The organism is Trichococcus paludicola, from assembly GCF_003052295.1.
Classification (GTDB): domain Bacteria; phylum Bacillota; class Bacilli; order Lactobacillales; family Aerococcaceae; genus Trichococcus; species Trichococcus paludicola.
Map to the genome: position 1 here is coordinate 161,863 of NZ_QBLC01000001.1, position 11,650 is coordinate 173,512.

An 11,650-nucleotide genomic window follows, 5' to 3' on the forward strand; every position below is an offset into this window, starting at 1 on the left:
GAAGTTAAATTTATATGTAGCGCCACACTGTGGTGCCCGCAACATGAATTTCCAAGATTTAGATTTGATAGTGAAAAAGCCGCGATTCCTGTACAGGAATACCTTTTTCTTTCTTATGATAATAAGTAGAGACGGAAAGGTACTCGATTGAGTGCCTTTTTGATTTCTCTGAGTACAGAAAAAAAGGATATATGAGGGGGTTGAAAGATAGTAGCGTACGCATATGGTTACGCTAAAGAAGGAGCAAGAAATATATGAAGAACATCGTCTATACGAATTCGCAGAACGTGACTATTGAAATATCATGGGAAGCGTATTACAAAGAGATCGACATGCGCAAACAAGAGCGTTTGAAGAAAAAACAAGCGCAAACAAGCGGCAAATAAGGTCCAAGCGGCTTCCCATGAACGGATAGCCGCAAATCAAAAAGCTCGGAATCCCTGACTCACAATTGATGAGGCAGCGGCTTCCGGGCTTTTTTTTGGCATGGGTCCGTTTCATGAAAGATTTGACTTTCTATATCCAAATGTTGCGTTCGATTCAGACAATAACTTCCAGATATTCCTATCGGTTTCATGGTATCATCATTGGAAGATGCCTTACTAGAGGCGCAGTGAAAAATATCAGATTAGAAGAAGGAATATAACAATGGATGAAAAGAAATCAGCGGTTTATCAAGAAATACTGTTTTACGGAATTGCGGCAATCCTGATGGGTATTCTGGTGGGGGCCTTGGATGCTTTGTTTGGCGAAGTCCTCATTCTGATCACTCAGTTCCGCGGGCGGCACATCGCAGGATTGTTGCCGTTCCTCGCAATTGCTGGCTTGGTGATCGTCTATGTCTACCAAAAATTCGGCAAAAACAGCAACAAGGGAATGGGGTTAATCTTTTCCGCGGGGAACAAGCAGGATGAAGAAATACCGAAACGGCTGATTCCACTAGTCATTGGTGGCACTTGGCTGACCCATCTATTCGGCGGTAGCGCTGGCCGAGAGGGTGTAGCCGTGCAGATCGGTGCGACCGTCGGCTATAACTTCGGGAAAAAATTCCTTTTCCAAGATTCAAAAAAAATCCTATTGGTTGCTGGGATGGCGGCCGGGTTTGCGGGCTTGTTCCAGACACCGATTGCGGCGACCTTTTTCGCTTTGGAGGTGCTGATGGTCGGCATGATCGAATACCGCGCGCTTTTCCCAGCAGCGTTAAGCGCCTTTGTGGCTTCCTATACCTCGCATTTGCTCGGGTTGGAAAAATTTTCGGTGGACTTGAATGTAGCGGTCCCGGTGGATTTCTTGTTCGCTGGCAAGGTTATCCTCTTGGGCATCGTCTTCGGCGCTGTCGGCGGGTTGTTCGCCAAATTGCTGAAGGGCACGAAAGGCTGGCTTGCGCAAAAGATAGCTGATCCTTATAGAAGGATTTTTGTGGTGGGCATTCTGCTGACCATTGTGTTGTTTGCGTTGCATATGGGGCGCTACTCGGGATTGGGCACCAATCTGATCAGCGCCAGTTTTCAGGAGGGCACAATCTATGGTTACGACTGGGTATTGAAGTTGATGCTGACGATCGTTACTCTGGCAGCAGGTTTTCAGGGCGGGGAAGTCACGCCGTTGTTCTCTATAGGTGCAAGTTTGGGCTATTGGCTGGCACCATGGTTCGGTTTGCCGCCGGAATTTGTAGCCGCGTTGGGCTACGCAAGCGTCTTCGCCTCCGCGACGAACACCTTCATAGCGCCCGTATTCATAGGCGTCGAAGTCTTCGGATATGATACATTGCCGTATTTTTTTGCGAGTGTGTCCGTCGCCTACGTATTCAACAGCGGGTATTCCATCTATGCGCAGGAAAAAGCCAAGAGCGATTATTTGCAATAGTCATTCTGAGAAAACAGGATAACTTATACTTTCGATGCAGGCTGTCTCTAAATGGGGCAGTTTTTTTGCTGTGTGTTGGTAACGCGTAAGTTTGGCGAAGAGGGAATCCGGGTATCCGGCCGAGCCGCCCGTTTCAATCAAATAGAGTTGTTTGTTTCGCACACGCAATTTCAGTTTCTGAAAAATTCGGATGAACCGCTAAAATTAGCTTTTCGCATCCGACGAAATTATAATGGTCTATGAAGAGACGTACTTCAGAACGATCCGGATCAGAAGTAAAAAAATCCAAAACAGAATGGAGAATAAGCATGGGTATCGGAGCATTTTCCCTCAGTTTGACGGTCAAGGACATACATGCATCAAAGGCATTTTACGAGAAATTGGGCTTCAGCACATTCGGCGGGGACATCGATCAGAATTGGCTGATCATGAAGAACGAGGATTGCATCATCGGGCTGTTCCAAGGCATGTTCGAGAAAAACATGTTGACGTTCAATCCCGGTTGGAACAGCGACGCGGAAGAAGTGAATCCGTTCAAGGACGTCCGCCAGCTGCAGGAGGAATTGCGGGAAAAGGGCATCACTTTTGTTTCGGAAGCCGCACCGGATACTAAAGGGCCAGGCAGTTTTGTCATTGTGGATCCCGACGGCAATCCGATCCTCGTCGACCAACACAGATAACTATTTTTTTGCCGGAAAGACGCTGCCAATTGCAAGCTGCAAAAGCCATCCGCAGCAACTGTTTTTCGAAAAATAGGAGGTCATCGGATTATGGGAAGAGTCATTCATTTTGAGATTCATGTGGACGATATGGAACGGGCTAAGCTTTTCTACGGAGCGGTTTTCGGATGGACATTCGAAGATTGGACCGCGTTTGCGGGCATGCCGTATTTCGGGGCGATCACAGGGGATGCGAGCGAACCCGGCGTCAACGGCGCTTTGATGCAGCGCCAAAGTGCTCCGCCCGTGGCAAATCAAGGGTTGAACGCTTTTGTGTGCACAATGGGGACAGAAGATTACGATGCGACCGAAGCGCTGATCCTGGAGCATGGCGGCAAAGTCGCGATGCCGAAGAATGCGCTGGCCGGGATGGCTTGGCAAGGCTATTATTTCGATACGGAAGGGAATCTGTTCGGAATCCATCAACCGGACCTGAACGCAAAATAACCATTACCCATTACAATAAAATAAGGAGCCGGGCATAGATCCAATTAGGATTTATGCCCGACTCCTTTTCAATTCCTTATCTTGCAGTGATGTTCATTTTTTTCAGGATTGCCGACAACGGCAAGGAAATGGCGATCCCGACCGCGTTCTGGACGAGGTTTCCGAGGATCGAGGCGAACGGTGTGATGGCATTTCCGTAAAGGATCCATTCGCAAAAATAATAACCGACCAGCATGATGGGAACCGAAAGCAGCGTGGCCAAAAGATTCATGGCAAAGCTGTTCCCTTGGCGGCCCTTCGACCATGCCAATTTTCCGACCAGATAGCCTTGCAAGCCGCGGGTAATTAGCGTGAAGGGAGCCCAGAGCACCCAGCCGGCCATCAAATCGAAGATGGCCATGCCGACTGCTCCGGCGATGGCGCCTTTTTTCGGACCGAATAAGATGGATGCGAGGAAGAGCATCGCAGTGCCGAGGTGGATCAATCCGCCGTTTGCCGTGATAGGCAATTTGATGTTCAGGAAGACCGTAGCGACGAATACGAGGGCAATCAGGATTGCCGTCAAAACCAAATCATAAGTGCGTGTGTTTGAATAACCTTGTGCTTTTTGCATAGTGGATCCTCCTAATTGTTTTCTTTATAGCTTGCGATGAATAGCTGGGCCAAATCGCCTTTTCCCGCAAATCCGAGATCGCGCAGACCGTTGTCGATGATGGTCAAAACATAAACTAATTTGTCGAAGAAGGCATTTTCGCCCATATGGCCGACGCGCAGGATTACATCTGCATATTGTGCCAATGAAGTAGCGACAAGCAGATCGTAGGTTTCGCTGATTTGCTCCTGCAGGCGCAAGGCGCCGATCGCTTCCGGTATCCGGATGGCGGTGACGGTATTGGAACGGTTGGAGTTAAGGAACAGCTCCAATCCATACACTTGGACGGCTTCGCGCACTGCGGAAGCAATCCTGTCATGGCGTGCAAAAACGGTCTCGATGCCTTCCTCCAGGATATTGTCCAAAGCGGCATCGAGCGCCGCAACATCGCCCGCAGAAGTCGTGTAAGGCAAGTATTCCTTTTCTGCGTACCCTTTGAAGACCTGCAGATTTGCATAGAAGGAAGCGATAGGCGTTTTGCGGTCGTCCATCGCTTTTTGGGCGTCTTCACTGACGGAAACGATGGCCAGTCCAACCGGGGCCGAAATGGCTTTTTGCGTTCCACCGCAACAGATATCGATTTTGTTTTCATCCACATTGATCGGCTCGCCGACCATTCCTGCGACGGAATCGACCACCGTCAGAATGTCATATTCCTTCAGTAAAGGACATAACTCAGCCACGTTGTTCAGTACCGATGTCGGCGTGTCGCAATGGACCAGGGTGGCATATTTGAAATCGGAATCCTTCTCCAGATAGGCGCGGACCGCTTCTGTAGGGATGCCGCTGCGGTGATCGAAACTCAGGACGACCGGTACGCCGCCATAGATGCTGACGAAATCCTTGAAGCCTTCGCCATAGATGCCGTTGTCCAGCACGAGCACACGATCGCCGGGTTCTGTCAGACTTGCACAAGCGGCCTCGAGAGCCAAGATCCCTTCGCCGGCAAGCAGCAGGACCTCATTCGTGGTGCCCATGACTCGCCCCATTTTTTGGCTGACCTCGCGGTAATAGCGCACGAACGTTTTGTCAAAGTCGCTGTTATTGGTTCTTTTTGCGCGGGCCAAACGCACATTTTCGCGTACCTCTGTCGGACCCGGGGCGTAATTCGGTTTGTATCTCATCAGGAAGTCCTCCTTATCGTTTCGTATATTGCTGATAAGTTTAGCAAATGAAAAGAGCTATGAAACCGTCCAATCCGACATAAAATGAGCGGTCCAATTTGGTCCGGAATGGCTTCTTGCATGCGTTTTACAAATGTGAGCGCACCCAATTTCGGGATGCGTAAGTTTTCCCGCAAATATCTTGCTTTTTTTCGGGGATTGGCGGACTCCCTGAAGCCTATACTGTGGGAAAGGACAGGCAGACAGGCCTGTCGATCAGCTTACAGCAAACGCTGCGAAACCAAGTACAGTGAGGAGTACTCCGATGCAAGGCATTAGCGAGATTCAAAAAGACCTATCATCCTATACATTGAAGAACCTTGCCATATTCGCAATGTTTTTCGATCATATCTTTGCGGTATTTGTGCCGCAAGACAGCCTTGAAGGCGTGGCGCTGCGGATAGCGGGGCGGATTGCCGCACCGATCATGTGCTATATGATTGCGGAAGGCTACCATTACACATCCAATCTGAAAAAATATATCGTGCGGTTGATGTTGTTTGCCGCAGTCTCGCATTTTCCGTATGTCTGGTATTTTGGGCTCCCATGGTGGCAAGCCACAAGCGTCATCTGGGGCTTGGCGCTCGGATTGGTGGCATTGGCAGCGGCAAAACGGGAGGACTGGTCCCTTCCGCTTAAAGCAACAATCGTTTTGCTGTGCTGTCTGTTGGCGGTCCCAGCTGATTGGAATTATGTAGCGGTCTTATGGATCCTGTTCTTTGGATTGTTCAGAGGACAAATCGAAAAGCAGCTGCTGAGTTTTGCAGTCATCGGGATTCTGTTCCACATCATCCCTTCCATCAGCGAAAGCGGTTGGACGCAATCCTACCAAGTCGGCATTTTTCTGGCCGTCCCGCTGCTGCTGTTCTACAAAGGCCGTCAAGGAAAGAAATCCAATGTGATGAAATGGGGCTTCTATGCTTTCTATCCGTTCCATCTGTTGCTGTTGGAACTAGTAAAAATGATCGTATCCGCGTAATGGAGGACTGCATATAAATGAGAATCATTAAAAATTGGCGCCGCGCTGTCATCGGCATCCTGACGGCTTTGGTGCTGTCTGCTTGCTCCGGCTCGGATGAACAGACGGAAACCGAGGAGTCGGAGAGCGCTCCGGCGAGTTCGGCTGTCGAAGCGGTGACTTCAGAAGAAGATATATCAGTTGAAGATGACACAACGGTGGTCCATCCGGAAGAGCCGGAGCCGTTGGTGTATGAAGGGGACCTGGAACTTCCCGTCAACGGAGCGACCGGATATGCTTCGGTTCTGATGGATCTGAAGGCGACTGCCGCTGCCGGGTCCGAGTCGATCGCGACTTTGGAAGCGGGATCCGTTTTTGAAGTGGTGGAGGAAGTGGGCGATTGGTGGTATGTCCAGACCGAAACCGAGTCAGGCTGGGTGCAACATCTTTATTGTTTCATCAACCTTCCGGACGTGATCCCTTCCATCATCTATAACAACACCAACACGTACGCGTCCAAGTTCGTTTCTTCCGGAAAAGTGATCCCTGGCATAACCGGTCAGGCGCTTTATGACGGGAAAGCATACAATATGCGTCTGGGCAAAGTATCCGATATCGTACCGGTGCTCTACAGCATGTCAAAGAAAATCAATTCAGCGCAACAAGCCGCCTTGGCGGAAGGGAATTCCTTGGTAATCTATGAGGGCTATCGTCCATTTTCTGCCCAGAAGATGACGGTGGATGCCTTGACGAATTTGGCTGCGACCGATCCGGAAGTGATGGCGGGTATCAACACCTATCCTTGGGACACCAACTGGTTCATCGCGACAAACGTTTCGAATCATCAGATGGGCTATGCCATCGATGTCACACTGGCGAAAATAACGGAACAGCAGGAAATCATCGTCGGCGACTATGCCGCGACCGCCATTACGGGCTACACGGAATACACGATGCCGACAACCATCCATGAATTGAGCATGGCTTCGGCTACGTTCACCGGACCGGTCAAATCCAGTTCCCCGACCGCGTGGCTTCAATCCACCTTGGCGGATACGATGAATGAGGCAGCTATCCTCCTGCAGCGCTACTGCACGGACGCCGGATTGACACCGCTGGCTTCGGAATGGTGGCATTTCAATGATCTCGATGCGCGTTTTGCCACTGAGGGGAACAGCAGCAAAGGCGAATATCTTTTGGATGCAACGATGAGCGAAGCCCCGGAAGCGGCCGAATGATGAATAGGCAATGACCGAAATGAACACAAAAAGAAACACAATCGAATTTTTTCGATTGTGTCTCTTTACTTACTATTATGTGCTGAATCTTGATGGTCCCTACTGGGATTGAACCAGCGACCCCTACCATGTCAAGGTAGTGCTCTCCCGCTGAGCTAAGGAACCAATAAACAGATGAATCACCTGCTCGTATATTTGATTATAACATATTTGCGTGATAAGTGAAGAGGGAAATTTAAAAAAAGAGAAACGAATAAGGCATGCATTCCATAGGACAACAGGGTATACTGGAAAAGGATAATTGAAAAGGAAAATTTGGAGGCTAATTATGGATAACAATGATATATTGATCCGTCTGCGCTATGCGCTGGACATCAAGGATGCGGATATGGTCGAAGTATTCCGCTTGGGCGGACTCGAATTGACGAAGGAAGCAGTGCAAAAAATGCTCAAAAATCCAAAAAAGGATGAAGCGACGGATACTGCCGGAGCTGCAGCCCCATCGGAAGACGATCAACTGGCTTGCGACAATGCGACCTTGGAATCGTTCTTGAACGGACTCATCACTTCCCAACGCGGCAAAGCACAAGCGAAGCCCGGCGAAACGGAATCAAAACCGGAATTTACGCTGAACAACGGGAACGTCAACAATCTGCTGCTGAAGAAAGTCAAAATCGCGCTGACTTTGACAAACGAAGACATGCTTGAAATCCTGGAATCGGTTGGCGTTACCGTATCGAAAAGCGAATTGAGCGCGGTCCTCCGCAAAGAAGGGCACCGCAATTACAAACCTTGCGGCGACCGTTATGCACGGAATTTCCTGAAAGGCTTGGCGCTGCGCTACCGCGGATAGGCTGTATTTTAGCCCGCCAAACCGCTTTTGGCGATTTATTTCAGATGCATCGCGTCCGCAATAAATAAAAATAAAAAACATGATTCGCCTTTGCGGGGAATCATGTTTTTTGTCATTTCGAATACAACAGGAAAGCTTTCGGCACCGGCGCGCTGAAGCGGACGAGTTCGCCGGTTGCAGGATGGAGGAATGCTAGTGTGGTAGCGTGCAGCCCCAAACGTTTCATGGGATTGGTGTGGGCACCGTACTTCTTGTCTCCGGCAACCGGATGGCCCAAGGATTCCATGTGGACGCGGATCTGATTCTTCCGGCCGGTCTCCAATTGCACCTCCAAGAGCGAATATTCTTTGTTTGCTCGGATCTTGCGGTAATGGGTCACGGCATGTTGGCCGCCGTTGTCTTTCGGACTGGAATGGACCTTCATGGCCTTGCTCTCGGTCAGCCATGAGGAGATGGTGCCGGACTCATTCTTGATCTCGCCCTCGACAAGAGCGGTATAGATGCGTTCTTTGACGAGTTCCTTCCAACCATTTTGCAGCTTCTCTTTCAGCTCTTCGGATTTTGCGAAAAGCATGACGCCGGATGTGTCCCGGTCCAGGCGATGCACGACAAATATCCGGTTCGCTTTGTTGTCTTCTTTGACGTAGTGGCTCAATTGGCGGTAAGCGGTCGGTTCTTTTGGATCGTCGGTTGCCATCGACAACAGGCCGGCATCCTTATTGATCACGATGATCGATTCGTCCTCAAACAGGATCTTGAGGCCGGACAGGGACGTTTTTTTGATGGCTTCCTTATTTGCCAAAATGCCGACAGTCTGTCCGGGTTCCAATGGGTGGTTGTGTTTGGTGATGGCCTTGCCGTCGACAGTCACTTGTCCGCGGGTAAGGATCGATTTGACCGAATTGCGGCTTTGCTTGCTGAGGATCTGCAGCAAAAAGGGCAACAATTCGCTTGGTTCGGTCACTGGGTATTGCGTAACCCCTTTGGTGGATGGGTTTTTTTGGGGTTCTATCGCCTTGTCCTGGCGATTGCGTTTATTATTGATGGGTCTTTGCTGGTTTGTTTTTTTCATATCGTTCGCTCCTGACTCTGTTCGCCGCCTGATTGCCGCGGTCGTCTCTTTTGAAGTATAACAGAAAACAGGGCATCCATCCCGCATAATCAGGACAAAAACGCAGCAAGTGGCATATAATTGAAACAGAAGAATCAAAAGGAAGCGGGGAGCATGCATGGACCATATCAGCATCATCGGCGCAAAGGAAGGGAATCTGAAGAACATCACCGTGGATTTGCCCCGGAATAAATGGATTGTCCTTACAGGGGTATCCGGTTCCGGGAAAACGACGCTGGCGATGGATGTGCTCTATCAGGAATGCCAGCGCCAATATCTGGAAGCAATCGGCTACCAAGGAATCCGCAAACCGAACATTGATGCGATCCGCAATGTATCTCCCGCTATCCAAATTCAGCAACAGGACTACAATAAAAATCCGCGTTCGACGGTGGGGACGGTCACGGACATCTATACCGATCTGCGAATGCTGTTCGAGAAGCTAAGTTCCAGACACTGCCCGGCTTGCGGTAAGAAAATCAGTTCGGCCGATTGTCGTGAGGAAACCGAAAAGAGCGCCGATGACTTCAGGGTGTTCCAGTATTGCCCGCACTGCGATCAGCGGATAGAGAAGCTGACCCGCACCCATTTTTCCTACAATACCCGAGAAGGTGCTTGCGCAACTTGCCTGGGTTTGGGGGAAACGTTGACGATCGATGAGAAGCGGGTGCTCCATGAAGAACTTTCACTTGAAGAGGGTGCAGTCGTTTTTTGGGAAAAACGTTACCGGGATTATCAGCTGGAGTCGTTCTATGCTGCATGTGACCATTACGGCATGCGGCTAAAGATAAATACACCAGTGAAAGACTTTATACCGGCGCAGCACGTACTGCTGCTGCAGGGGGCCGAGAGTGAAGAAATGCATCGGCTGTTCCCAGATGTGCCGGTGCCCCGAACGGTTGCGGAAGGCCGCTTTGAAGGGGTGTTGCCGAACCTTTGGCGCAGAATGGCGGAAAAAAAAGGGGCTTCGAAACTCCGGGAGAACTATTTTGAATCTGTCATCTGCCCGGAATGCCATGGGGAACGGCTGAACGAGCTGAGCAGGAGCGTGACGGTTAACGGGACGCGCTTGCCTGAACTGTCCGGGTCATCATTGAAAGAGCTTATGGATTGGATCAGCGGACTTGATGCAAACCTGATGCATTCGGAACAACTGTTGGCGGGGGTCTATGTGACGGATCTGAAGACCAAACTGAAACGGATCCTGAAGCTGGGATTGGGCTACCTGTCGCTCGACAGGCAGACGATGACGCTTTCGGGAGGGGAAGCGCAACGGCTGCGCTTGGCGGCGGTCCTCGATTCGGATCTGACGGGTGTCATCTACATCCTGGATGAACCGACAATCAGTCTGCATCCAAAAGATACAGAAGGGCTCCTGACTGTGCTGCGGTCGCTGAGGGATAAAGGGAATACGGTGCTCGTCATCGAACATGACACAGCCGTCATGGAAGCCGCGGACTACCTCATCGATATCGGTCCGGGAGCGGGGAAATACGGGGGCGAAGTCATCGGGTCAGGAACGCTGCAGCAAATCAAGGGACAAGCGACATCCGTCACCGGTGCTTATCTGAACAGCAAGCCGGAACCGCGCGAAATTTTCCGTAAAGGATCGGGTGCCTTCATCGAGGTGAGGCAAGCGGACAAGCATAACCTCCGGAATCTGACAGTCCGTTTCCCCGTCGGCAGCCTCATTTGTGTCACCGGTGTATCGGGTTCCGGGAAATCGACGCTCGTTTTCGATGTGCTGGCGAAAGGGGACACGGAAAAATCGCAGAATTTGAATCAGGTGAGCGGGACTGGCTCATTCGACCGGATCGTCATCGTGGAACAGGCACCCCTCACCCGAATGAAACGTTCGAATGTCGCGACCTACTCTGATGCCTATACGGAAATCCGGAAAATCTTCGGCCGGCAGCAGACGGCCGTTGAAAAAGGGATGACAGCCAATTATTTTTCCTTCAATGTGAAAGGGGGACGCTGCGATTACTGCGAAGGCTTGGGCGTCGTCACAAACAACCTGTTGTTTTTTGAAGATCAGGAAGTTCCTTGCCCTGTCTGTTCGGGCAGACGCTTCAAGGATGATGTTCTGTTCGTGACCTATCGTGGACATTCGATCACCGCTGTGCTGGGAATGTCGGTGGAGGAAGGCGCGGAATTGTTTGCGGATTCCCCAAAAATCAGTGCCATCCTGAAGCTGCTGCAGGATGTCGGTCTCGGGTACCTTGAGCTCGGCCAGACGACAACGACTTTATCGGGCGGCGAAGCGCAACGGCTCAAGTTGGCCGTGGAACTCTTGGCAAATCAGGGGAAAAAGAATCTGTATCTGATTGATGAACCGACTACCGGCCTGCATCCGCTCGATGTCGAGAAGTTCCTGGTATTATTGGATCGGATGGTCGATTCCGGCAGCACGGTGGTCGTTGTGGAACACAATCAGCAAATCATCGGAGCCGCGGATTGGATCATCGACCTTGGTCCGGGGGGCGGAGATGACGGTGGTAGAATCATTGCGGAAGGAACGCCATCCGACCTCCGGAAAAACCCGAATTCGGTGACCGGAAAATTCATATGAGGCCTAAAAAGTGAAAATGATTGACAGATGCCGGGAAAATCGCTATCTTATTAGAAAGCGATTAGGAAAAG

Annotated in this window: 11 protein-coding genes and 1 tRNA gene; 8 read left to right on the top strand and 4 right to left on the bottom strand. The window is 50.5% G+C overall.

Annotated features, from left to right (window positions below):
- Nucleotides 1–254 precede the first annotated feature (254 nt).
- From C7R56_RS09100 to C7R56_RS00720, 4 genes are all read left to right on the top strand, one after another.
- Nucleotides 255–386, top strand: coding sequence for a hypothetical protein (locus C7R56_RS09100; protein WP_255356057.1), 132 nt, complete (start codon nucleotides 255–257; stop codon nucleotides 384–386).
- Between the two features lie 262 nt (nucleotides 387–648).
- Nucleotides 649–1,866, top strand: a complete 1,218-nt coding sequence (locus C7R56_RS00710; RefSeq protein WP_107994725.1) for a chloride channel protein — start codon at nucleotides 649–651, stop codon at nucleotides 1,864–1,866.
- 308 nt (nucleotides 1,867–2,174) lie between these two features.
- Complete coding sequence (locus C7R56_RS00715; protein WP_107994726.1) at nucleotides 2,175–2,546, top strand: VOC family protein; 372 nt, start codon at nucleotides 2,175–2,177, stop codon at nucleotides 2,544–2,546.
- A 90-nt stretch (nucleotides 2,547–2,636) separates the two neighbouring features.
- Nucleotides 2,637–3,032, top strand: a complete 396-nt coding sequence (locus C7R56_RS00720) for a VOC family protein (RefSeq protein WP_107994727.1) — start codon at nucleotides 2,637–2,639, stop codon at nucleotides 3,030–3,032.
- A gap of 76 nt (nucleotides 3,033–3,108) precedes the next feature.
- Here C7R56_RS00720 and C7R56_RS00725 read toward each other — a convergent pair whose 3' ends face one another.
- Entirely contained in the window at nucleotides 3,109–3,645 is a 537-nt protein-coding gene (locus tag C7R56_RS00725) for an ECF transporter S component (RefSeq protein ID WP_107994728.1), read from the bottom strand.
- 11 nt (nucleotides 3,646–3,656) lie between these two features.
- Nucleotides 3,657–4,808 (bottom strand): pyridoxal-phosphate-dependent aminotransferase family protein, encoded by a 1,152-nt coding sequence (locus C7R56_RS00730; RefSeq protein WP_107994729.1) that lies wholly within the window; start codon nucleotides 4,806–4,808, stop codon nucleotides 3,657–3,659.
- Between the two features lie 304 nt (nucleotides 4,809–5,112).
- Here C7R56_RS00730 and C7R56_RS00735 point away from each other — a divergent pair, with 304 nt between their 5' ends.
- Together C7R56_RS00735 and C7R56_RS00740 are read left to right on the top strand one after the other, a co-directional pair.
- Entirely contained in the window at nucleotides 5,113–5,826 is a 714-nt protein-coding gene (locus C7R56_RS00735; RefSeq protein WP_107994730.1) for a TraX family protein, read from the top strand.
- 17 nt (nucleotides 5,827–5,843) lie between these two features.
- Nucleotides 5,844–7,043: an SH3 domain-containing protein gene (locus C7R56_RS00740; RefSeq protein ID WP_107994731.1), complete on the top strand. Its 1,200-nt coding sequence runs from the start codon at nucleotides 5,844–5,846 to the stop codon at nucleotides 7,041–7,043.
- Nucleotides 7,044–7,136: 93 nt separating this feature from the next.
- Here the strand turns inward: C7R56_RS00740 and C7R56_RS00745 are convergent.
- Nucleotides 7,137–7,208, bottom strand: a tRNA-Val gene (locus C7R56_RS00745).
- Nucleotides 7,209–7,371: 163 nt separating this feature from the next.
- Here C7R56_RS00745 and C7R56_RS00750 point away from each other — a divergent pair.
- Nucleotides 7,372–7,896 (top strand): YehS family protein, encoded by a 525-nt coding sequence (locus tag C7R56_RS00750; protein ID WP_107994732.1) that lies wholly within the window; start codon nucleotides 7,372–7,374, stop codon nucleotides 7,894–7,896.
- A 112-nt stretch (nucleotides 7,897–8,008) separates the two neighbouring features.
- On the opposite strand, the gene C7R56_RS00755 is transcribed toward C7R56_RS00750, so the two are convergent.
- Complete coding sequence (locus C7R56_RS00755) at nucleotides 8,009–8,968, bottom strand: RluA family pseudouridine synthase (protein WP_107994733.1); 960 nt, start codon at nucleotides 8,966–8,968, stop codon at nucleotides 8,009–8,011.
- A gap of 157 nt (nucleotides 8,969–9,125) precedes the next feature.
- Here C7R56_RS00755 and C7R56_RS00760 point away from each other — a divergent pair, with 157 nt between their 5' ends.
- Nucleotides 9,126–11,579, top strand: coding sequence for an ATP-binding cassette domain-containing protein (locus tag C7R56_RS00760; protein WP_107994734.1), 2,454 nt, complete (start codon nucleotides 9,126–9,128; stop codon nucleotides 11,577–11,579).
- The last annotated feature ends 71 nt before the right edge of the window (nucleotides 11,580–11,650 follow it).

Coding starts and splice junctions, on each gene's coding strand:
- C7R56_RS09100 (WP_255356057.1), top strand. CDS start 255: ATGAAGAACATCGTCTATACGAATTCGCAGAACGTGACTATTGAAATA.
- C7R56_RS00710 (WP_107994725.1), top strand. CDS start 649: ATGGATGAAAAGAAATCAGCGGTTTATCAAGAAATACTGTTTTACGGA.
- C7R56_RS00715 (WP_107994726.1), top strand. CDS start 2,175: ATGGGTATCGGAGCATTTTCCCTCAGTTTGACGGTCAAGGACATACAT.
- C7R56_RS00720 (WP_107994727.1), top strand. CDS start 2,637: ATGGGAAGAGTCATTCATTTTGAGATTCATGTGGACGATATGGAACGG.
- C7R56_RS00725 (WP_107994728.1), bottom strand. CDS start 3,645: ATGCAAAAAGCACAAGGTTATTCAAACACACGCACTTATGATTTGGTT.
- C7R56_RS00730 (WP_107994729.1), bottom strand. CDS start 4,808: ATGAGATACAAACCGAATTACGCCCCGGGTCCGACAGAGGTACGCGAA.
- C7R56_RS00735 (WP_107994730.1), top strand. CDS start 5,113: ATGCAAGGCATTAGCGAGATTCAAAAAGACCTATCATCCTATACATTG.
- C7R56_RS00740 (WP_107994731.1), top strand. CDS start 5,844: ATGAGAATCATTAAAAATTGGCGCCGCGCTGTCATCGGCATCCTGACG.
- C7R56_RS00750 (WP_107994732.1), top strand. CDS start 7,372: ATGGATAACAATGATATATTGATCCGTCTGCGCTATGCGCTGGACATC.
- C7R56_RS00755 (WP_107994733.1), bottom strand. CDS start 8,968: ATGAAAAAAACAAACCAGCAAAGACCCATCAATAATAAACGCAATCGC.
- C7R56_RS00760 (WP_107994734.1), top strand. CDS start 9,126: ATGGACCATATCAGCATCATCGGCGCAAAGGAAGGGAATCTGAAGAAC.